Here is a 21,793-nt window from a genome sequence, read left to right as displayed (position 1 = left end):
AGATTACCGCTCCTACTCGCAGTTGGCCATGCCGTCAGAAGACCACGATCTCGAGCTTTCCCCCCTGTCCGGCCCCGTGATGCAAGAAGGCGTGACGGTCTTGGTCTACATCTACCGCTTCGCCGGTACCGATGAAGGCTGGACCCTTGAGGTGGTCGATCATGAGGATGGCTCGACTGTCTGGGAAGGGGCCTTCGACACGGACGTTGAGGCCTACGAGGCTTTTGAGCAGTGCATCCAAGAGGACGGCATCAGGACTTTCACAGAGGACGCGCCGACGCGGCACTAACGGCGAGCCGGAGCGTGCTCTCACGGTGATTGCAGCGGGCTGGCCGCGAAGGGCTTGCCCTCAGTAACCCAACTCAGTGCCCGCGGACGCGCGGTGGCCAGAGGGCGGCAGCGACGACACCAGACATTCTCCGCGCGCTCGCGATCGCCGCTCGCACGACAGCGTCAGCGCCTTCAGCTTCAGCACGCTTTTCCAGATCAAGCAGCTGCTGAAAAAGATGTTCCTGCTCGCTGAGGGGAAAATTGGGTTGCTCTTGCGCCAACAACGCAACAAGTTCGCGCATGAAGCGGCAGCCTTCTTCCTGGGCTTGCTCGGCCATGACCAATTCTCCGACGACGCGTTTCGCCGATTTTCCTGGTACGATGGCCCATGCCTTTGCGCTCCAATCCATGTTGCTTCCCGGATGGATGGCAGACAGGCGATCTTGGTCCCGGCGGGTCGGCGCCGCCTCCTCCCATGGCTCGTGCCTACGAAAATGCCCCGCGCGGCTGAGCCGGCGGGGCAAGTCTTCGGAGGGACCGCCACAGTCCACTGAACGGGCAATCCGCTTCCGAAAGCGTTGTTCAAACTCAGTGCGAAATCATACCGTCCGAGAAGATCAAAACCTGCAATGGCTGAGCTGGGTGGGATTGATGAGACGTGAGTTGCCGACACTCGTCCCTCGTCGTTTCGGTTCCGGCAACTGAACCCGCGCCGACGCAGGAGGTTGAGCAGGGGCCAACAAGAAGCCTTGGAGGAAACCAATGTCCCGTCTGCATCTACTCTGCGGCGCTGTCGCTTTCGCCGCCTTCAGTTTTGCCCCGGCAGCGTTTGCGCAGGAAGGCGGCCCATGCACGGATGATATCGCCAAACTGAAACGCGAACTCGGTACGCAAGTCGGGATGGGGGCACCTGTCTCGGAGCCGGATTACGGTCAGCAGAAAGGCCCCAATGATACAGCAGGTAGGAGCGCCACAGCGGGCGCTGCGACCACTAACACGGCCAAGCCGGTCGGAACTCCAGAGACGGATCGCGCACAGCAAGGCGGCGCCTCCCGTGAGAGTGGCGGCTCCCCGGGCACGGTGGGTGGCGTTTCTGGACCGGTCGGCGCGGCCGCTGGTTCAGGGCAGGCCGATGCTGTTGCGGCCGGTCGCGTGGCGACTTCACCCGAGGACGTCCGTCGTCAGTCGGAGAACCGCCCGACCGCTGCTGCGGACGCGGCAAAAGGCGGCGATGCTAAAGCTTCACCCGAACGCTCGTCCGAAGATAAGGTCTCTCAGGCTAAAATGGCGCTACAGAAAGCGGTGGACCTGAACGCCAAGGGTGACCAGAGCTGCCGTGAGGCCGTCAAGCAGGCTCAAAACCTGATGCCCCAGCAAGGTCGTTGAGTAGCGATTGCTTCAACGACAGGCATACGACTGGAACAGATGAACTCACGGTTGTCAACTTTAGATTAGTCGGCCGGAAAAGCTGGCGATCAGAAAGCTGGATTTTGGGTGGTCACCGCGCTTGGCGCCACTTCAGATAGGCTTGGTAGATCTCCTCCTTTCCGGCCGGTCGCTCGGGCTGTGACTGGAAGAACCGGTCCAGATCCGGCTGGGTAGCGGCCTCCTGCTCCTTGTGGCGGTCGAGCCACTCCTGCGCCGGCCGGAAGCGCCTCCAGCCCTTCACCGAGGCCGCGAAGTTGACCTCCCGCCATTTCGGATGCCGCTGCGGAGCCAGAAACTTGTCGAACTGGCCGAAGAAGGCGTCGACGAAGCGGACGAGCTTCTCATAGCGCGCTGATCCCTTCGGGCTGTTGTAGACCCCGAGGACCGTGCCGACCGCGACGGTCTCCACCGCCTGTTCGCCGACAAACTTCGGATAATCAGTCCGCGTCAGGGTCGCGGGGACATAGGCTTCGTTCATCGTGTCCGGGTAGGGCGCCGTTACGAAGTGGAAGCGCTCACCCGGCTCGAAGCCCGCAATGAAAGCCACCGGCTTAGCCGCCACCGACACGACAGCCTGAATCTCGCCGTTGCGTAGCATCTCGAGGGCGGTGGGCTGATCGACGTTGATCCCCTCCACAGTGACGCCAAGTTCGCGAAACATGGCCCGGCCGCTGTAGTCGGTGCCGCTGCCCTTGACGTCGAAGCTGACCCGCTTGCCGGCGAGATCGCTAACGGTCCGGACCGAATTCGGTGCGATGATATGCAGCTCGTCGTCGAAGAGCTTGGCAATGTATTGGATTTGCCGCTCAATGTTACTCAGGCGCTTGTCTTGCCGCAGCTGGTCCAGCGTATCGGTGCGAACGAAACCCAGATCAACACCCTTCAGGAACCGGATGTCATAGGCGTTTTCGCCCGCTCCCTTGCCGAGCATCGGCAAGATCCGCAGCTTATCGCCGTCATCCAGCACGAAGGCGAGCTCGGCGCCGACGCGGAAGTAGGTTCCGCCGGGCGTGCCGGTCACCACCGTGACGGTGTTGGCGTTCATGCGCTCGCCGAGGGCAGCTTCCGTTGCGGGGGCGGCCTCGACCGGTGCGGTGTCTGGGGCTGCCGCGACAGGATCGTTCGCCATCAGGGCGATCCCGAGAAGGGCGGCGTACAGGCCAAGCCTCGACATGTGCGTGTCCCTCGGTGATTGTCGGACTTTCTTCAAGGCGTGCTGTCAGCGGCCCGTCGCGGCGAGCAGCCGCTCATCCGTCTGGTTCTGAGCTGCGGCCTTCGCGTACAGGCTCCTGGCGAGATCCGGATCGGCCCGCAGGCCGCGCACGTTCCAGCGGCGCAGCATGTCCACATCCCAGGTCTGTGCCAGGAGGAAAGTCGCGTTCGGTGCGTTGCGCGCCTGTGCGCGCTCCAACAGAAGTCGGGCGCCGCTGATATCGCCGAGCCGTATCAGGCCCCTGGCTCGCTCCACCAGCGGGTCCGCCTGGAGCGTCGGCCGTGCGGTCTCTACGGGACGTTTGAGCCGCGCAGCCTCGCCCTCAGCGGCGGGGCTTTTCTCCGTGACGGCGGGCGAGGCCGGACGGTCGATCCCCGCTGTGTTCGTGAGAGGCGTGCCACGGGCCGACGGCACCACGACGCCCTCGGCCGTGGCCGATGCATCGGGAGCGGCAGCGCTGGCGATGACTTGAGGGGGCGACAGGGTTCCGCGAGTCGCAGCCGCAGGCTTCTCGGGGCTGCGTGGTTCGTCGCCGGCGGCAGTGGCCCGATCAGGACCGTCGGGGCGGAAACTGACGTTGAGAAGGCTCGTCGCGACATCGACCTGCCCACCGGACCCCGCGGTCCAGATCGCCGCGACGGCGAGCGAGAAGCGGCTCTCGCGCTCGTCGGTCTGCGTGATTTTGATGTTCGGGAGATCCCACGCTTTGATGTCTACGTCCCTTGTCTCGTCTGACGGCGAGAAAGTGTTGGTCGAGTCGCTGATCGTCACGCCTTGGGGTAGGCCCAGCAGGAGGATGGATTCGATCGAGACCCGGCCTGTGCGGACAAGCTTGATTTCCAGCGGGAGAGGGGTGCCGAGCTTCCCGGAGACATCGTGTGCAGCAAAGAAGAGATCAGATGTCTTGCCCTGGCCGGGATCTGCATCGCTTCTGCTGCCGGGTGCCGCGACGTCGGCAGGAGGTTGGCCGTCCGCGACTTGCGCCGATGCCGGAAGAATAAGATAGACTACCGAAACGAGCGCTACCATTGCCGGTATGTAACCGGCCATATTCGTGCGATGCGTTTCCATCGGATGCAATCCTTGTCAGGCGCGTTCCGCTAGAAGTTAGCATCGGATACAGTGCTTCCTACTTTGCGTCAATTAATTTTGGTTAGTATTTGCCTCGCAGGTGCGGGCAATTGCGGCGAACTCAGCCGTATTCCGAGCGATGCCGACGCAAGATTTCGTGATGCCAACGGAATCGAGGCTGGTTCACGGCCGCTGGCGGTCGTCCTTCTGCCAGTTCGCACCGTTGCGCTCTTCGGGTGCAATCGAGCAGGCTTCTGCAATGAACTGGCGCCGCCCAGCTCAGCCGCGGCGAGGTTCTTCCGTGCATCAGCCGACATCGAGCTCCTCCGCCCGAACTACCCCGGAAGATTTATTCGGTGGCCTGCGCGCGGAGTGAGTGTCCACATGCGCGATCCAAGATCCCCATCGGGCCGATCACACCGTCGTGCATGAAACGCCGGAGGACGCGGTGCAGGCGCCACGTGTGGAGCGACGGGGCAAAAGAGCCGTGACCAAGAAGCGATGGAGGGTCCACTTCTGAGCCTCAAAAGCCAGCAGGCTCAGCTCTTGTGTTCTCTTGAGAGGCGGTAGCCCGTTGTTTCTGCTGCGCGCACGCGCACCGCAGCAACCAACTCGTCGAACAGGGGAGAAGCGAGAGAGCGGCTCGCCGCGAGATAGTATGTCTCCCAGCCGACCGGGAGGAAATCGAGGCCGAGCCGTTCGGCTGCAACGCGCACGCCGAGTCCGGCATCAGCCGCTCCGCAGGCGATCATCGCCGCGACCGCCTGATGCGTGAACTCCTCGACGGCGTAGCCCTGGATCGCGTCCGGCGAAAGACCGGCCTTCGCCAGCATGCGGTCGAACCAACTGCGCGTGCCTGATCCCGGCTGGCGATTGACGTAGCGCACCCCCTCGGCGGTCAGGTCGGCGAGGGTGCGGATTCCGAGCGGATTGCCAGGGGCGAGTAGCAGCCCCTGCTCGCGCTCGAACAACGGACGCGGCACGAGCCCAGCGCTCGAATGCACGCCTGAGAACGGAACATCCGCCTGTTCGGGGGTCAGCGCCCCGCAATGGAAGCCCGCAGCATCGACGCCGCCGTCTAGGAGGAGCTTCACCGCCGTGCTGCTGCCCATCACCGACAATCGGATCTGGCCGTGCTCGGCCGGGAGCTCGCGCAGGACCTCGATCAGCAACGGGTCGTGACTGGCTGCGAGCGTCAGCACTTCGGATCGGCCGGTGAGCAGACGCCGCAGACGATGCTCGATGGCGCGGGTCTCGCATCCGAGGTTCGCGTCTAGCCCCGCGACCGCGGAGGTGAGAGCTTCGGCCAGGGCAGCGCCGAACTCGGTGAGTTCAGAGCCCTGGCCCCGGGTCTTGCGCACGAGTGGCTGGCCGAGAGCCATTTCGTACATCTGCAGGCGGCACCAAGCCGTGCGATAGGACAGGCCGAGGGTCTCGCTTAACCCTCTAATCGACTTCGTTCTTTCGATCGCTTCGAGCGCCACCATCAGGTCAGACACCTCAAGCACGTTCGAACCGATTTGCATCGAACCGACGAGTCGGACGGAGACGACAACAGCCCCCCTATCGGCAGTCGAATTCATATTGATGGCGCTCCAATTGTCGTAGACAACTGGATACGCCAAAATCTCGTGTCGCGTCGCGGCATAACGGACGCCCGATCGAGGTGACGCGGGTCGAGGCGCGGGTAGCCGTCGCGTACGACGCCTTGCAGTACAGGAAACACGCCTTCGAACAGTCGAACTTTGCCAGATCTCGTCGAAGTCGTTGGGGTCGATCCGGAAGCTTGAGCAATGGCTGCTTTTCTGACCGTCGGCGACCTTTTCAAAGCAAAGACCGTCACCGACGAGCAGGTGAGCGCGGCTGTCGAGACGTATCTGATGAAGCCCGATACGTCGGCACATACGATCGCGGACGGCTACACGGTGGACCTTGCTGCGGCTGTCGAGAGCCACGGCTGGGCAAGCCAAATCACGGCCCGTCCGAAAACAAATCCCATTCTGAAGCGAGCCGCGGTTCAGACGGCGATCCTGCTGGCCCGTGTGAGGAGGGCGCGGACCAGAGTCAAAAGGGATCGGACCATCCCCGCGGGCGAGCCATGAAGCAATCGGTGCTTTATTCAGCGATGGGGTTCGCGCGTTTCTCCTTCCCGGTACGATGCAGATACCGTTTTTCGGCATGCAGCAGGAATCACGCGCGGCTCTCTGGTTGCCGACATCGGCCCCGCGATCGAGCGCACCCGCCCTTACATCGGGGATTGGTAGCGGACTGGGACGCTTCCGTTCGGAGGGGCAGCACCGAGATGGGACAACAGCAACGGACCTCGATAATGTCCGTTCATTCCCCGCTGACGATATCCTTGGGCCGTGGATGCAATCGCCACGGCCTGGGCAGAAACCGGTAAGGTCTGTCGGGGCATGTATGCATTCGCGAATCGAGGCTCGGAGTAATCGGCGTACTGCCGGCTGCTTCTCCTTGTGGAGAATGGCAAACACCCGATGTTTGGAACGGATTGCCGCGAGCGTCTCGAAGAAGACCGTTTGAATGCGCTCCAGGCACTTAACCTCCTCGATACGCCTCCGAGCGAGAGCTTCGACCGCATCACACGGATGGCCAGCCAGATCTTCAACCTGCCGATCTCGGCGGTGTCGTTGACGGATCGCGACCGGCAATGGTTCAAGTCGCGCATCGGTGTCGATCACTGCTCCATCCCACGGGACAAGGCGCCGTGCGGGCAGGTTGCCGAAAGCGCCGAAGTGCTCGTGATCCCCGATTTCGCGCAAGACGCCTTCTACGCCGACAGCGTGCTCGGCCGCTCCGGCATCCGCTTCTATGCCGGCGCACCGCTGGTCACGCGCGAAGGCTACAGCCTGGGTGCCCTCTGTGTCCTCGGAACCGAGCCGCGCACGGTCTCTCCGGCCGAGATCGCCGCCCTCACGGACCTCGCCGCGATGGTCATGGCGCAGATCGAGTTGCAGCACGCATTCGGCCGGGTCGATCCGTTGAGTGGCCTGCCCAGCCGGAACCAGTTCCTGGACGACCTCGCCGATCTCGCCGCCGAGCATCCGAACGAGGCCAGGATCGCTGTGCTCATCGATCTCGGCCGACCCGAGCAGGTCAGTGCCTATAGCCGCGTCATGGGTCCGGGCCGCGTCGACGATCTGGTGCGGGAGGCCGCGCGGGAGTTGCGGCGCCTCATCGGCCCAGGGCGCAAACTCTACCACACGGCGGCCACGCAGTTCACCTTTCTCGCTCCACGCGGGGCTCAGCAGGATGACTATGTCCGCCTCCTCGCGGACGAGCACCGGCAGGCGCGGCAGCGCTCCATCACTGGGATGCTTCTGACAAGCGCGATCGGTGTGAGCGTGTTCAAGCCTTGCACGACGGCGCCACAAGACGCGCTGCGCTCCCTCTACAGCGCGGTTCAGGACGCGCGGTCGTTGCACGATCTCATCAGCGTCTACTCGTCCGTTGCCGACGAGGCTTACCAGCGCCGGTACCAACTGCTCCAGGATTTCGGGTCGGCCCTCCGCGCCGACGACCAGCTACGCCTCGTTTTCCAGCCGCGCATCGACCTGTCCACCGGTCGATGCATCGGCGCGGAGGCGCTGCTGCGCTGGGACCATCCAGAGTTGGGGCCAGTGTCCCCCGGCGAGTTCGTGCCGGTGATCGAACTCTCGCCCCACGCGCAGGCGATGACGGCCTTCGTTCTCGAGAGGGCGCTGGCGCAGGCGCGCTGCTGGCAGGATGCCGGGCACAGCTTGGTGATGTCGGTCAACATCTCAGCCGCGAACCTGATCGAGTCCGGCTTCGGCCAGTCGGTCGAGGCCGGCCTTCGGCGCCACGGCCTTGCGCCCTGGCAGTTGGAACTGGAAGTGACCGAGAGCGCGATCATGCAAAATGCGGAGCAGGCGCGACGTCAGTTGGACTTGCTGGCCGCGGCCGGCATTCGCTTGGCGATCGACGACTTTGGGACGGGTTACAGCAGCCTGGCCTACCTGCAGGACATCCCGGCGCACGTCGTGAAGATCGATCAAAGCTTCGTGCGCAAGCTTGCGGACGGCGAGCGGGAGCGATCGCTCGTCCACTCGATGATCCACCTCTCGCATGATCTCGGCTACCGGGTGGTCGCGGAGGGCATCGAGACGGCGGAGGCAGCCGACCAAGTCAGGGCGATGGCCTGCGATGAAGCGCAGGGTTATCTCTTCGCCCGCCCGCTGGAGATCGGGACATTTGAGACGTGGCTCAGGGAGCATGAGCAGGACGCCCGGTACGAGCCGGCACTGGCCAGCTGATCCGCAGCCTCTCCGGCGGCCTCGCTCCGCCACCGATCCCCGATGTCGGGGCGGGTCCGCTCGATCGCCGGGTCGATGCCTGCAGAGGGTGGGCTGACGAGTCTTGACGCTGCGCCCGCGCGGACGGTCCCCCTTCGAGCCACTCAATCCGTAAGCGTCGTCCGGGCACGATCTCGGCGGTGTACGCGCCTTCTAGAGCCGTATCCGACCTGATCGCATCAGGCCGGCGTCTCTCGCTCTTTGTTTCAACGCGCATTCTTTCGGCGAACCGGGCACCACTTCGTCGGAATGCGCGCTAGGCTGACTTTCTATCAATTGGTGGCATGGCTCACGCGTCACGGCGCGGACGCTCTCAGCCAGCCATCCGGTGGTCCGCACCGGCTTGATAGGTCTGGGCCGTTCCCTTCCGTGTGCGCTTGGCGGCGTAGAGCGCCGCATCGGCCTGACGAAGGAGGACGTCGCGGTTCTGCGCGGCCGCGCTCGACCACGCGATACCGATTGTTCCCGTCACACGGGCGATGTGGCCATGTCCGTGCATGACGATCTCAAGTTCGTGCAGGAGGCGCCGCACCTTCCGATCAAGTCCTACGCGATCGAGACCGGCCGGCATCACGACCGCGAACTCGTCGCCCCCCAGCCGAGCTGGAAGACAACCGTCATCGCAAAAAGCGCGCAACCGATCGGCGACACCGCGCAACACCGCGTCGCCTGCTGCATGGCCGAGGACGTCGTTGACGCCTTTGAAGCCGTCGAGGTCGATCAGAAGCACGGCCACGTCGTCGTCCGCAGCGCGCGCCTCGTGCAGCCGTCCATCGAGAACACGGTGAAACTCGGCCCGGTTGGCCAACTGGGTCAGGTCGTCGGTGCAAGCGAGGTGGCGCAGGCGCTGCTCCAAGCCGTGCCGTTCGGTGATGTCCTGGATCAGACCGATGAGGGCAACGGGTTTGCCCTTGGCCAACTCGATCTCGCAGGAGTACCGCACGCGCCGCGCGTTGCCTTTGGCGGTTATGAAGTCGCCGTCCATCTCGAACGGCTCGCCCGTGTCCAGCGTGCGCCTGACCGCGGCGACGAATAAGGAGCGATCGGGCTCGGGGAAATAGTTCATGATCTCGCCGTTCGGCACACCGGCGCTGACGGGCCGTTCGTGGATGGCGAAGACACCGTCCGACCAGAGGGTGAACTGCTTCTCGATGTCGTATCGGTACGATCCCATGTCGGCCATGCGCTCCGCCTGCTTGAATTGGCGGCGTTCGCGCTCCAGCCGCTCTACGGCTCGACGGTGCTCTTCGGCGGCCTTGGCAGCACGGAGAGCGACGGCCCGGGCCTCGATCAAGGCTTCGGCGACGCAGGCCAACTCCTCTAGAACCTCCAAGTCGGTTGAGGTCGGCTCGCGCGGCCGCTCGTCAAGGACGCAGAGCGTGCCGATCGTAACGTGGCCGCTGTCTGGCCGCCGGACCCGCAACGGGACGCCCGCGTAATAGCGGATATACGGTGAGCCTGTGACAAATGGGCTTTCGGCGAAGCGAGGGTCGAAGCGAGCGTCCGCTACGGTGAGCGGCGCCTCGGTCTCGACCACGACTGGGCAGAACGCCTGAGCCCGCGTCGTCTCCGGTGCCAGGGGACCGCAGCGTGCCTTGAACCATTGGCGCTCCGGGGCAATCAGGGTGATCGAAGACATGCCGGTGCCAAGCATGCGTTGTGCAAGCTTCGCGAGTATATCGAACTCGCGCTCGGGTGGCGTGTCGAGGAGGGCGATCTCGGCCAACGCATTTTGGCGAAGTGCCTCGCGCTGATTGTCCGACATGTGCCGCTCCACCCCCATCTAGCCTCGCCGAGGCAGAATGCGGTGATGGCTGTACGACGACAGGGTTTAACCACCCGTGACGTTGCTCAAGGTTTCATCGATCCCCGTGGAGCTCCAAATTCGCGATCACCGCGTCGTCGTTGACGCGAAGCGTCCGCTTACACCTCGCCTCACTGTGGTGCAGACAGGCGCCCATTTTACCGAGTCTCGTCGTCCGGCTCTGTCTCACCACGTCCCAAGGAGCGGACGTTCACAGCGGCCGCTAAGCGTTGAGAGCGGCGTTTCAGCCCTTACCGGTCCAAGGTTGGCTCATGCGCACAGCAATCAGTGCGTCTCCGATCCGGGTTAGCTAAGTCTTCCAGCTGGCCCGAACCTGCCCCATAGCAGGAAGGTGGCGCCGCCCCGCCACGCTCCTGCGTGGGCGACGGGCGGCCGGGTCAGCTGATACCCTAACCAACTTTGGTCGCCATCGCGATCTGGGCAAGCTCGACCATCACGTCGTCCGGCAGCGTCAGGTCGGCAGCGGCCAGGTTCTCGCGCAGGTGCGCAACCGATGAGGTGCCAGGAATCAGCAGGATGTTGGGCGCGCGGCGAAGCAGCCAGGCAAGCGCTACCTGCATCGGCGTTGCCCCGAGCCGCTTGGCGACCGCGGATAGGGTTGTCGACTGCAGCGGGCTGAAGCCGCCGAGAGGAAAGAACGGCACGTAGGCCGTGCCGGCCGCCGCGAGTTCCTCGATTAATGCGTCGTCAGCCCGGTGCACGAGGTTGTAGGCATTCTGTACGCAGACGATATCGGTGATGGACCGTCCCTCCGCGAACTGAGCCGCAGTCACGTTGCTGAGCCCGATGTGACGCACAAGGCCCTGACGCTGAAGGTCAGCCAAGATCGTGAGCGGCGCCTCGATTGAGCCTTCGGCAGGCCCGTGCACGTCGAACATGATGCGCAGGTTCACGACGTCGAGCACGTCCACGCCAAGGTTGCGCAGGTTGTCGTGGACCGCGCCTGTAAGATCTTCGGCGGAGTAGGCGGGGTTCCAGGAAGCGTCCGCGCCCCGGCTCGCCCCGATCTTGGTGACGATGGTCAGGTCATCCGGATAGGGATGAAGCGCCTCCCGAATGAGCTGGTTGGTCACGTGCGGTCCATAGAAGTCACTGGTGTCGATGTGGTTCACGCCACTCGCGATCGCCTCCCGCAGGACGGCGATGGCTTCCGCCGGGTCTTTCGGCGGGCCGAACACCCCGGGCCCGGCGAGTTGCATCGCCCCGTACCCCAGGCGCTTCACGGTGCGATCGCCCAGCGCGTAGGTGCCGGCTGTGTTGAAGTCGCTCATCAGGTCTCTCCTTTGCGGCGCGTAAGGATTTAGACCCTTCCGCATTGCGCGATAATACGGTTTAATCGGCACAGGCTGTGCGAGATTGCGAACAATGGCGATGGATCTCGGCGATCTTGCCGCCTTCGTCTCCGTCGCGGAGGCAGGCGGCTTTCGTGAAGGCGCCCGCGCGAGCGGCACGAGCGCCTCCGGATTGAGCGAGGCGGTGCGCCGGCTGGAGACGCGCCTCGGCGTTAGGCTGTTCAACCGCACCACGCGCAGCGTCGCGCCGACCGAGGCCGGCGCGCGTCTCCTTGAGCGTTTGACCCCCGCCTTGGGCGAGGTCGAAGCGGCGCTGGACGTCGTCAACGGCTTTCGCGACCGGCCGGCCGGCACGCTCCGGCTCAACGTGCCGGTCAGCGCGGCGCGCTTGGTGCTGCCCAGGATCGTTCCGCCTTTCCTCGCGGCCTACCCCGATATCCGCCTCGACGTGGTCGCCGAGGACAGCTTCGTGGACGTATTGGCTGCAGGGTGTGATGCTGGCATCCGGTACGACGAGCGGCTCGAGCAGGACATGATCGCCGTCCCAATCGGCCCCCGGCAGCAGCGCTTTGCCACTGCGGCTGCGCCGGCCTACCTTGACCGCCATGGCCACCCGCAACACCCGAGCGAGCTTCTGGACCACGCTTGCATCGGAGGACGTTTCGCGAGCGGCGCGACGATAGCTTGGGAGTTCGAGCGCGACGGCGAGGTCGTCCGTGTCAATCCGAGCGGCCCGCTGATCGTGCGTGTCGGAGCCGCGACCGATCTCGCGGTGGACGCGGCGGTCGCAGGTGTTGGCATCATCACGCTGTTCGAGGATTGGCTGCAGCCGCATCTCGACAGCGGCGCACTGGAGCCCGTGCTGGAGCCCTGGTGGCAACCGTTTTCGGGGCCCTTCCTCTATTATCCCGGGCGCCGCTATCTCCCGGCGCCACTGCGAGCCTTCATCGACTTCATCGGCCGGCCGCGCCGGTCGTGCTGACGGCTGCCTAGGCGTCTCGTCGGCCGGTGCCGAACACCTCAGTGGTGGATGAGAACGGCGCCGAGGAGGAGCCCGGGCCGCTCTCTGCGCCGGTCGCAACCATCGCACGGGCACCAGTGCCGCGCGCGATCTCGTTTTCCCCTGCGCACCTTCCGCCCTGCCGGCTCGAATGTCCGATCGGAAGGCAGAAGCGGACTTGAAAGCAACGGCGACAACGTCAGCAGGCGGTGACTGCCCATGCGACGCGGCTTGGGGAGAAGCTGCGCTGCGAGGAACTGGCGACCGACCACCTGACGGACTTCTCCCACATCTCCGAGCAAGACCGCGCCTTCTTCGAAGATGCGTTCGTGAGCCGGGTGAAACGGCGCATGTGCATCCGCATCGTCAGGTTCTGCTGCTCCACGTAGAACGTGGACACGTGCGCGTCGTCGGGCTTTCCCTCGACGGTGGTCTTACGAATGCCGGTGCATTCGGCGGGGCTGTAGCGGCCTTGCGTGGCGCCCGGCGGGGCGCCGTAGAGCTTCATGAACTGCACGTCATTACCGAAGGCTCTGATGCAGTAAGAACCGCGGAGCGTCGAAGTACTGCGCCGCCCGCCCGGTGCTAGTTCAGCTCCTTCTCTGCGCCTCGCGTGAACGGTCAGAACCCAGGATGTTTGATAGGAAGGCCGAAGAGCAGCGACAGATAGAGGAGAGGGTGGGAACGGCTTGGCGCCGTTCCCGGATCGTTTCCTCACACGGGTTTACGCGTGTCCGCGCCGGTGCGGCTGACGTTGCCGCGCTCGTCCTCGACCTCCACCTCGGTGCGCCGCACTTTGTCTGTAATGGTCTCGGTCCGCTGGGACGCGTCCTTGCGGATGCCCACCTCCTCGACGACGCGGGCGTCCTTCGACACCACCGCCTCCTCGCGGCGCTCCGTGGCCTCGATGGTCCTATCCGCGAACAGGGCCTCGTCGGCTGCCGTTACCGGGCGGTCCACGGAGCGGCGCTCGACCTGTACGTTCTCCTCGCGCAGGTTCACTTGCTCGTTGACGGGCGTCTCGACCGCGTAGGATCGGACCCGCACTCGGCCATGCTCGGCCACGCGCTTACCGACGTTGAGCCGCTCCTCGACGACCGGGATGTAGTCCGTCTCGCCCGTCGCTGTGCCGCGCGCTGAGGTGGCGCCGGCAGCCGTTGCCGTGCTGGCAGACGAGGTCGTGCCCGCGGTCGCCGACGAGGCTCCGCTGGTGGTCGTGGCGCCGTAGCCGCTCCAGCCTTCTTTGCGCCAGGTTGCCTCGCGCTCGTCGAGATCGACCGAGCCGTTCTCCTCCAGGATGTCCATCGCCCGGTCGACATGCGAAGCCTCGGCCGTGACGGTCAGGAGCGTGCCACCACGGCTCAGGCCCTCGCTGTAGGTGTAGCGGTCCTCTTCCGGCATGAAGGCATCCTTGAGCGAGGCCCAGAAGCCACCCTCGTCGCGGGTGTGATCGTAGCCCTGGCTCGTGCCAGCCTGGGCCGTCTGCGTGCCCGCGAGCAGCTTGATCGAGGATTGCGGGATGCCCGCAGCCACGAGCTTGGCCTGGGCGGCTTCGGCCTCGGCGCGGTTGTCATACATGGCGGTGATGGTCTGGGTCATGGGGTCTGCTCCTTGGGGGGGATTTCGCTGACGTGCCCGTCGGCGGACACGCGTTCGACCACGGCGTGCTGCCTGCGCAGCGTCACCGGAACCTCGACCGCCTCACCCGAAGTGGTCTGGCGAATGTGCACCTCTTCCTTGAGGATGAGGCGCTTCTCGACGACGAGGACTTCCTCCAGGACCGGGATGATGGTCACCCCATTCTCTGTCCTGATCGTTGGGGCGACCTCGCCCTCCGCGATGACCCGGTCGATCGGGATCCGGGTCACGCCGACGACGTCGCTGCGCAGGGTCTCGCGGAGCACGTCGTCGGTGGTTTCGGTGCGGGTCTGCACCCGAACCCGGCCTTTCTCGACCACCCGTTTGTCGATGCGGGCGGTCTCTTCGATAACCGGGATTGTCTCAGTCTCGCCGACCGCGAGTTCGGCTGCAGGCCGGCTTGCCGTCCCGAGCCCGTGCGGGTCGTTCTTGGTCGGGTCCGCGCTCATGCGCGGGGCTGCCTGACCGGGACGCCGACGGTCCGCGTGACCGTCGGATCGACCGCCGCGCTCCGACCGGCGAAGTAGGCGGCCAGCGCGCCGAGGATCAGCGCCAGGGCCCCGTAGAGCGCGGCCTGCGAAGCGGTGCGGGCCGCGGTGTCCGCTGCCTGCTTGGCTTGTTCCTTGGCCTTGGCCGTCGCTTCCTTAAACTGTTGGATGTACTGTTGGACCTGGGTCCGGGCCTGCTCCACCGGGATGTTCTGTGCCTTGGCGAGCGCCTGCGCCGCCTTCTCCGAGGCTTGCGCCTGTTGGGCATCGTCCCCGGTGACCGCCGCGCGCATGGCGCTGACGGCTGCGTCCTTGAGCGCGGCCGGATCCTGGCCACCGGCGCCGGAGCGGAGCTGGTTCTCAATGCTGGAAAAGGGATCCGAGATCTTGCTCAACGACGGCGCTGCCGTCTGCGCCACAGTCTGGATCGAGCCGCCGGCCGCTCGGCCGAGACCGCCCACGGCACCGGACGCGGTGTTGAAGGCGCCCCCCACGAGGCCGCTCACGGCCGAGGAGAGCAGGTAGAAGATCACCAAGGTGGTGACCGCCCAGGAGGTCAGGCCGTGGTAGCCGGTGGTGGATTTCGAAGGCTTGCCCGACAGGCGCCCAGCGAGATAGCCGCCGGCAGCGGAAGCGAGGATGCCGGAGACCACCCACCACAACCCTGCGCCCATGCCGAGCGAACTGGCGCCCGGCGTGCCGTCTCCGGCCGGGTCGACCGTCGAGAGGCCGACACCGAGGCCGAGCATGTTCAGGATCACTTGTAGGACCAGGGCTGCAACGGCACCGGCGAAGACGGCGCCCCAGGATATCTGATTGAGCGCGACGGTACGCAGGTCCTCGGCCGGGGCGACCATACTGGTTTGCGGCACGTGGCGGTCATGTATGTCGCGGTCACCCGGTCCGCGGACTGGGTCTGTGACGGTGGCCATGGCGGACTCCTGAAGTGGGAAAGGGCGGCGAAGGGCGGCGGGGTAGGATCAGAGCACCCGGCGGCGGTCGATCAGGGCGTGGTAGAGCCAAAGCACCACGACGGCGCCGACGACGGCCACCAGCAGGCTGTAGAGATTGAGCCCGGAGACGCCCGGCTGACCGAACTGGTTGAACAGAAAGCCGCCGACGACGGCGCCGACGATGCCGAGCAGGATGTCGACGACGAGCCCCTGGCCGGTGTTGTTGACGATCCGGCTCGCGACGAAGCCGGCGACGAGGCCGAGAATGATCCAGGCGAGGAGAGACATGGGCGTGGCTCCTGATGGTCGCGCGACATCGCGCCGGACCGCTCCGGTGCACGGTGCGCGATGACTCGGATCGAGCGGGCGCGGTTGCGTTGGGCCGCCGCCTAGATGGGCGGGCGGCGAAAGCGTCTCGGTTTCGGCGCTGTCTGGACGTGCACCGCCTCGATGGTCGCGATCTCGGCCGCGGCTTCCGCCTCCGCCCGTGCGTCACCGAAGACTATGGCAACGGCCTGCTTGATCAGGGCACGCGCGTGGTCATTCGACAGAACCTTGCGGCCCTTGCCCATGGCCCGCACCTCGTGTTGATCTTGCGATCACTTCTGAGATGCTCGAGCCGAGCAGAGCTACTACAGCCATAAACCGGCCAAACAACCGATGTTCCGGAGATTTACATATTAATATTTCAAACTAATCGGGTTGGTGTTTCTAGCCTAATTTTCCCGGCTTCGTGTTTCCATTCGGTGCAAACTCGCCGATGCCTCGCTCTCTAGCCCAGACCACGACGGCGCTCCGGCGATTGACCCCGATCTTGCGATAGAGGCTGGCGAGATGATTGCGCACTGTGCTCAGGGATAAGCCGAGTTCGGCCGCGATCTCCGAGTCGGTGGCGCCCTTGCAAATGCCGAGCAACAGATCGCGCTCGCGACGTGTGAGCTTTTCGACGAGAGCAGCCGGCTTGCCGGGTGGCGGCGGGTTGCGCATCAACGCCAGCTTTTCGATGACGCCATGGCTGAACCAGGACGCGTCCGCCATGACCGTCTCGATGGCGGCGATCAGCTCCGTCTCCGTGCGCTTGCGAGCGGTGATGTCCTGCATCGCGCAGAGGACGAAGGTCTCGCCGTTGATGCGCACCGGCTCGGCCGAGACCAGGCAGTCGAGGATCTCACCTTCCCGGTTACGCAGGCGCGCCTCGAAGCCTCGGACCTGCCCCGCCTGCTTCAGCGTGCGCTTGAATCGGGCCTGCTCGGCCTCCTCCACCCAGAGGCTGTCCTGCGCAGCGACGGTCCCACCCACCGTTCCGGACCGGTGGCTGCCCGGATCTCCGAACATGGCAGCGAAGGCCTCGTTGACGTTCGAGGCCAGCAATGCGTCCGTGCTGAGGAGGGCGGTGGGAACCGGGCTGAGCTGGAAGGCCTTGGCGAAGCGCTCCTCGCTGAGCTTCAGCTCCATCTCGGCTTTGCGGCGATCCTCCAGATCGGCGAAGGTGAACAGCATACAGCGCTCGCCGCCGGGCATTCGGATGGGATGGCCAGCGACGATGACGTACTTCTCACTATCGGCGGGCACATTCAGGCAGGCTTCCATCTGCGGGATGGTGTCGCCAGCGTGCAGGCGTTCGACGGCGAGCGCCCGACACTCTGCCTGCGTCAGCAGGTCGATCTCGCAGAAGGAGTGGCCGAGCACTTGATCACGGGCATAGCCGGTCAGGTCGAGAAAACCCTGGTTGACCTTGACGTAGCGCAGGTCCGCCAAGCGGCAGACCAGGGCCGGTGCCGGGTTGGCCCGGAACATGTCCTCGAAACGGGCCTCGGCCTCGTATCGGTCGCTGACATCCTGCATCACCAGCGCCAAGCCGGTCAGTTGGCCCTCGCTGTCGGTGGTGACGAGGGAGCGGATGCGGTGCATCCATCGCTGCTCCGGAGCGCGGAAGTGGTGGACTTCGACGACCGTGTCCCGGAAGAGCTCACCCGTCAGCAGTCGCTCGACGGGATGCTGAAGCGGGCCGATATCGGCGTGGCTGCGATACTCCAGCACGAAGTTGCGCCGGTACTCGGCGACCGTCTCGCCGAGCTCATCGAGCGCGGCCACGCCGTGCATCGTGAGCGCGGCCCCGTTGGCGTAGGAAATGGTCTGATCCGGCTCGATCAGGATGACACCCTCACTCAAGCCGGCCACGACCTGCCGCATCCGGTCGCTACGATCCGTCATCTCGCGTCTCCGCCGTCTGAACGGACAACGCCGCCGCGCCCGCGCAGGTCACAAAGCGAGCGTTGATGTCGAGCTGTGATGCGAGATGCCCCTGCGGAAACGGGAGACGAAAGCCTCTCGGCAGCGTTGAACGCAGTGTGCCGGGAGCATCGGCGCAGCATCGAGAGGTTTTACGCCGCATGCTGATCGACGAAGCCGCCGCCCCGCGCCCACCGGCCCAGGTGCCGCCCCCCTTGGTGCCCGGTTTGCGCGGGCTCCTGACCCTCGCCGTCGGCGTCGTGCTCGTGACAGCCCTCTACTTCGGGCGTGAGGTGTTCATCCCGCTTGTGCTGGCGGTTCTCCTCAGCTTCGTCCTGGCTCCTGTCGTCAATCTGCTGCGCCGACTCAGGCTCGGTCGAGTGCCATCGGTCATCGTCGCCGTACTGCTCGCGCTCGCGGTCATCGGCGGCATTGGAGCCGTTATCGGTACCCAGGTCGCGGGGCTCGCCGGCGACCTGCCGCAATACCAAGCCACCGTGCAGAAGAAGTTCGCCGGGCTGCAGGCAGGTTGGCTCGGCAATGCCAGCCGGATCTTCCAGCGCTTCAACCACCAAGTCCATAACGCCACGCAGAAGGCGGATGCCGCCGGTACCGCAGCGTCGACAGGTCCCGCAGGCGACACGCCGAAGGCTCAACTCGTCAAGGTTCAGGAGCCTGATCCGTCACCCTTTACCCTCGCCGAGAAGGTGCTCGGTCCCATCGTCGAGCCGTTGACCACGGTCGGCATCGTCCTCGTCGTGGTCGTGTTCCTGTTGCTCCAGCGAGAAGACCTGCGCAACCGAATGATCCGCCTGTTCGGATCGGGTGACCTGCACCGGACGACCATGGCCATGGACGACGCGGCCGGCCGGCTTGGCACATACTTCCTGGCCCAGCTTGGCATGAATGCGACCTTCGGCTTCATCATCGGCCTCGGTCTCTGGTTCATCGGCGTGCCCAATCCGCTCCTATGGGGCGTGTTCTCCGCGCTGATGCGCTTCGTGCCCTATATCGGCGCCTTCCTCTCGGCCCTGTTCCCCCTTGCCCTGGCCGCCGCCGTCGACCCAGGCTGGTCCATGGTCATCGCGACGGCCATCCTGTTCCTGGTGGTCGAGCCCCTGTTCGGGCACGTGATCGAGCCGCTGCTCTACGGGCACTCGACTGGCCTCTCTCCCTTCGCGGTTATTGTCTCGACCCTGTTCTGGGGGTTCCTGTGGGGGCCCATCGGCCTGATCCTGGCCACGCCCTTCACCGTGTGCCTCGTGGTGCTCGGGCGGCACGTCGACAGCCTGGAGTTCCTCGACATCATTCTCGGCGACCGGCCGCCGCTGACGCCGGTGGAGAATTTCTATCAGCGCATGTTGGCCGGAGACCCGGACGAGGCACGCGACCTCGGCGAGGCCATACTGAAAGAGCGCTCGCTGTCCTCCTACTATGACGAGGTGGCGCTGAAAGGGCTTCAGCTCGCCGCCAACGACTACGCTCGCGGCGTCGTGACGCCGGCGCAGCTGGAGAACATCCGCGCTTCGGCACGCTCGCTCGTCGAGGATTTCGAGGATCGACCCGACGTCGAGCCGTCAGGCGAGGACAAAGCGGTCAACCCGAATGAGACGCCGACGCTGGCCGAGCGGACGCACTTCAAGAGCGAGGCCGTCCCTGGGCAGGCGCCGCCGCGCGAGATGCTACCCGAGTCGTGGCGGGGCGAAACACCGGTGCTGTGCGTTGCTGGGCGCGGCCCCCTCGACGAGGCCTCCTCGGCCATGCTGGCCCAGCTGCTGCGCAAGCATGGACTTGAGGCCCGCGTGGTTCCGTACGGTGACGTCTCACGCGAGCAGATCCGGAGCCTAGATCTGACGGGAGTGGCGATGGTGTGCATCTCCTACCTCGACATCACCGGCAGCCCGGCTAACCTGCGCTACCTTCTAGAGCGGCTCCGGAAGAAGGCGCCCACCGTGAAGCTGCTGGTCGGGTTGTGGCCCGAGGGCGAGAAGGTGCTGACGGATGCCTCCCTCGGTCGGCAGGTCGGAGCCGACGTCTACGTTTCCTCGCTCCGGCAGGCCGTTGAGGCCTGCCTCGAGGCTGCGACAGACGGTTCCGAAACTGTCGATCGGGCGGCTTGAACTCGGGTGGGAGCGAGCACTTCTCTGTGAAATCAGCAGCGCGGAGGAGCTGCTCGGCAGTTTGCGCAACGGTGGCGTCTTGTGACATCGCGATGGCGGCAAGCTGCAGCGTGCGAAACTCCTGAAGGCGCGCGACTGCATCGCTCTCTCGCGCGATGGTAGATTGCACGAGACCCTGAACGAGCTCACGCGCTAAACGCTCATCGAGGTCCAGGATTGCGGGCGACGTTTGAACCTTCGCAGTTTGATCGCGAACGGCACTCACTTCTGCCGCGAAAGCAGAGATCTGCGCTTGGCGACGAAAGTTGCCAGGTTGTCTGTTGGGTGATCGCGTCACTGCCCTACTCGCGTCGACGGCAACCTCACACACTTTGGGCGAGAATGCCGCTCAACCGTACCGCCTCAGTCCGGTGCGGGCGCTATCAACGTCGTTCAAGCCGCCAGCAGCAACTGCAAGAGAGCAACGGAGCAGGGCGCCTCGGCGAACGTGAAGCCGATCTTCAACCGCAAGCCGATGGTGGCCTTCAGCCCGCTCCTGTAGGAGTACCGCAACTTGGTCGAGCGCTTCCGCCCCGTTGCCACGCGCTACGACAAAGATCCCGACAACTTCCTCACCAGTATCAAGCTCGCATCCCTGCGCGTCTGTCTGCGAACTTTATGAGTCTGCGATCGAGTCCGGCTGCGGAGTCGGCCCAAGAGCCTGCGCGTCGACAACGGGGCGGAATTTGCCAGGCGCAGGCTCGACCAATGCGCGGACCTGAACGGGGTCGAGATCGACGTCTCCCCGCCGAGGAAGCCGACCAACATCGCCTATGTCGATTTTCTCAGCGGCCGCCTACGAGCGGAATGCCAAAACGTTTGGTGGTTCCTGTCGCTGGCGGATGCGCGTGAGTGCATTGAGGGCGGGAGGTGCCACGGCAACGACGATCGACCTCTTACGGCCCTGGGTGGCTTGACGCACCGAGCCTTCGCCGATCGCGCTGTCACATCCCAAGAACCTGCAGAGAACCTGGACCAGAAACAGGGTCAACTTCAAGTGACTCGAAAGCCATAACTTAGGCCGGACCGCCTCAGTGGGGGTGGATCACGATCGAAACTGGATTTTACTACAATATCAGTCAAATATTCTAACCGCACAGGAATAAGGAAAACGATATTCTTTTGTCTATCTTCGATCTGGACTGCATAAGAAAACTTGTGCACCTGCTTGCGATAGTACGAATGCGTTCCGTTGGCTCATATGCTGGCCGCGAGGGTTCCAGCATGCGGCGTGGTCAAATCGTGGTTGGCACACGATGTGCTCCACACGCATCAAACGGGAACGAGCTTGATATGCGTGGTCGCCTGTTCCTTCGACCAAGGACAGGCGCCTGAAGACACTTGGAGTGTAGGATGGCGACATCCGTGGTTGTTGAGGATCGCGCGGCGCTCGATGGGTTGTTCCGCAAGCACAACGGCTGGCTGATGCGCTGGCTGGGCCGGCAGCGCTGGACGGTGTCCTCGGCAGAAGATCTCGCCTCCGACGTCTTCATTGCACTGCTGACGATGCCGAATCTCGGCGCCGTCCGCGAGCCGCGCGCACTGATGACGACGGTCGCCCGCCGGCTGATCTGCGATGCGAGGCGCCGAGACGACGTGCGGCGCAGCTATGAGGCCGAGTTGGCGGCCTTGCCCGAATCCCTGGATATTTCGGCCGAAGAGCGGCTCATCGTCGTACAAGCTCTGCAGGCGATCGACGCGATGCTGTCCACCCTGTCCGACAAGGCACGCAGGGCGTTCCTGCTCAGCCAGGTCGAGGGTGCCCCCTACGCGGACATTGCCGCGGAATTGGGCGTCTCCGTCAGCATGGTGCGCAAGTACGTTGCACAGGGGTTGCGCGCCACGTATCTGGCAACCGCCAACCAGGGCTGACAGTCGGAAGTGCGAACC

General features: G+C 64.8%; 18 protein-coding genes and 3 pseudogenes. 8 read left to right on the top strand and 13 right to left on the bottom strand.

What is annotated here, in order from left to right:
- Positions 1-28 precede the first annotated feature (28 nt).
- Positions 29-289: a hypothetical protein gene (locus OVA30_RS21945; RefSeq protein WP_268176907.1), complete on the top strand. Its 261-nt coding sequence runs from the start codon at positions 29-31 to the stop codon at positions 287-289.
- A 73-nt stretch (positions 290-362) separates the two neighbouring features.
- On the opposite strand, the gene OVA30_RS21940 is transcribed toward OVA30_RS21945, so the two are convergent.
- Entirely contained in the window at positions 363-680 is a 318-nt protein-coding gene (locus tag OVA30_RS21940; protein WP_173390169.1) for a hypothetical protein, read from the bottom strand.
- Positions 681-1,032: 352 nt separating this feature from the next.
- Between OVA30_RS21940 and OVA30_RS21935 the strand changes: the two genes are divergently transcribed.
- On the top strand, positions 1,033-1,656 hold the full coding sequence (locus OVA30_RS21935) for a hypothetical protein (RefSeq protein WP_268176906.1): 624 nt from the start codon (positions 1,033-1,035) through the stop codon (positions 1,654-1,656).
- Between the two features lie 112 nt (positions 1,657-1,768).
- Here OVA30_RS21935 and OVA30_RS21930 read toward each other — a convergent pair whose 3' ends face one another.
- The 3 genes from OVA30_RS21930 to OVA30_RS21920 form a co-directional block, all read right to left on the bottom strand.
- Positions 1,769-2,872, bottom strand: coding sequence for a TAXI family TRAP transporter solute-binding subunit (locus OVA30_RS21930; protein ID WP_056112906.1), 1,104 nt, complete (start codon positions 2,870-2,872; stop codon positions 1,769-1,771).
- 45 nt (positions 2,873-2,917) lie between these two features.
- Positions 2,918-3,982, bottom strand: a complete 1,065-nt coding sequence (locus OVA30_RS21925; protein WP_268176904.1) for a hypothetical protein — start codon at positions 3,980-3,982, stop codon at positions 2,918-2,920.
- Positions 3,983-4,521: 539 nt separating this feature from the next.
- Positions 4,522-5,565, bottom strand: a complete 1,044-nt coding sequence (locus OVA30_RS21920) for a substrate-binding domain-containing protein (protein ID WP_268176903.1) — start codon at positions 5,563-5,565, stop codon at positions 4,522-4,524.
- A gap of 915 nt (positions 5,566-6,480) precedes the next feature.
- Here OVA30_RS21920 and OVA30_RS21910 point away from each other — a divergent pair.
- A complete protein-coding gene (locus OVA30_RS21910) occupies positions 6,481-8,277 on the top strand; it encodes a putative bifunctional diguanylate cyclase/phosphodiesterase (protein WP_268176901.1) in 1,797 nt (598 codons plus the stop codon).
- Positions 8,278-8,629: 352 nt separating this feature from the next.
- Here the strand turns inward: OVA30_RS21910 and OVA30_RS21905 are convergent, their stop codons facing one another.
- Together OVA30_RS21905 and OVA30_RS21900 are read right to left on the bottom strand one after the other, a co-directional pair.
- A complete protein-coding gene (locus OVA30_RS21905; protein WP_268176899.1) occupies positions 8,630-10,081 on the bottom strand; it encodes a sensor domain-containing diguanylate cyclase in 1,452 nt (483 codons plus the stop codon).
- 449 nt (positions 10,082-10,530) lie between these two features.
- A complete protein-coding gene (locus tag OVA30_RS21900) occupies positions 10,531-11,412 on the bottom strand; it encodes an aldo/keto reductase family oxidoreductase (RefSeq protein WP_268176897.1) in 882 nt (293 codons plus the stop codon).
- Between the two features lie 94 nt (positions 11,413-11,506).
- Here OVA30_RS21900 and OVA30_RS21895 point away from each other — a divergent pair, with 94 nt between their 5' ends.
- Positions 11,507-12,415, top strand: a complete 909-nt coding sequence (locus OVA30_RS21895; protein ID WP_209688344.1) for a LysR family transcriptional regulator — start codon at positions 11,507-11,509, stop codon at positions 12,413-12,415.
- A 328-nt stretch (positions 12,416-12,743) separates the two neighbouring features.
- Here the strand turns inward: OVA30_RS21895 and OVA30_RS21890 are convergent.
- From OVA30_RS21890 to OVA30_RS21860, 7 genes and pseudogenes are all read right to left on the bottom strand, one after another.
- Positions 12,744-12,878: pseudogene (locus tag OVA30_RS21890) on the bottom strand (IS1 family transposase); the annotation flags it as partial.
- Between the two features lie 269 nt (positions 12,879-13,147).
- Complete coding sequence (locus OVA30_RS21885; RefSeq protein WP_268176896.1) at positions 13,148-14,032, bottom strand: YsnF/AvaK domain-containing protein; 885 nt, start codon at positions 14,030-14,032, stop codon at positions 13,148-13,150.
- Complete coding sequence (locus tag OVA30_RS21880; RefSeq protein ID WP_015857289.1) at positions 14,029-14,520, bottom strand: YsnF/AvaK domain-containing protein; 492 nt, start codon at positions 14,518-14,520, stop codon at positions 14,029-14,031. The genes OVA30_RS21885 and OVA30_RS21880 overlap by 4 nt, the downstream gene beginning before the upstream one ends.
- On the bottom strand, positions 14,517-15,491 hold the full coding sequence (locus tag OVA30_RS21875) for a PhnA-like protein (protein WP_238508711.1): 975 nt from the start codon (positions 15,489-15,491) through the stop codon (positions 14,517-14,519). The genes OVA30_RS21880 and OVA30_RS21875 overlap by 4 nt, the downstream gene beginning before the upstream one ends.
- 48 nt (positions 15,492-15,539) lie before the next feature.
- Positions 15,540-15,800, bottom strand: a complete 261-nt coding sequence (locus OVA30_RS21870; RefSeq protein ID WP_003598482.1) for a GlsB/YeaQ/YmgE family stress response membrane protein — start codon at positions 15,798-15,800, stop codon at positions 15,540-15,542.
- Between the two features lie 101 nt (positions 15,801-15,901).
- A complete protein-coding gene (locus OVA30_RS21865) occupies positions 15,902-16,084 on the bottom strand; it encodes a hypothetical protein (protein ID WP_268176895.1) in 183 nt (60 codons plus the stop codon).
- A gap of 139 nt (positions 16,085-16,223) precedes the next feature.
- The gene (locus OVA30_RS21860; protein ID WP_268176894.1) at positions 16,224-17,726 is read right to left on the bottom strand and encodes a helix-turn-helix transcriptional regulator; all 1,503 of its coding nucleotides are present in this window, start codon (positions 17,724-17,726) and stop codon (positions 16,224-16,226) included.
- Positions 17,727-17,905: 179 nt separating this feature from the next.
- Here OVA30_RS21860 and OVA30_RS21855 point away from each other — a divergent pair, with 179 nt between their 5' ends.
- From OVA30_RS21855 to OVA30_RS21840, 4 genes and pseudogenes are all read left to right on the top strand, one after another.
- On the top strand, positions 17,906-19,864 hold the full coding sequence (locus OVA30_RS21855) for an AI-2E family transporter (RefSeq protein WP_268176892.1): 1,959 nt from the start codon (positions 17,906-17,908) through the stop codon (positions 19,862-19,864).
- 385 nt (positions 19,865-20,249) lie between these two features.
- A pseudogene (locus OVA30_RS21850) lies at positions 20,250-20,525 on the top strand (IS5/IS1182 family transposase); the annotation flags it as partial.
- 12 nt (positions 20,526-20,537) lie between these two features.
- Positions 20,538-20,918 (top strand): annotated as a pseudogene (locus OVA30_RS21845) (integrase core domain-containing protein); the annotation flags it as partial.
- A gap of 338 nt (positions 20,919-21,256) precedes the next feature.
- A complete protein-coding gene (locus OVA30_RS21840) occupies positions 21,257-21,775 on the top strand; it encodes a sigma-70 family RNA polymerase sigma factor (RefSeq protein WP_268176891.1) in 519 nt (172 codons plus the stop codon).
- Positions 21,776-21,793 lie beyond the last annotated feature (18 nt).

It is taken from the genome of Methylorubrum sp. SL192 (genome assembly GCF_026672325.1).
GTDB classification, from domain to species: Bacteria; Pseudomonadota; Alphaproteobacteria; order Rhizobiales; family Beijerinckiaceae; genus Methylobacterium; species Methylobacterium extorquens.
This window is presented reverse-complemented; position numbering and strand designations above follow the sequence as displayed.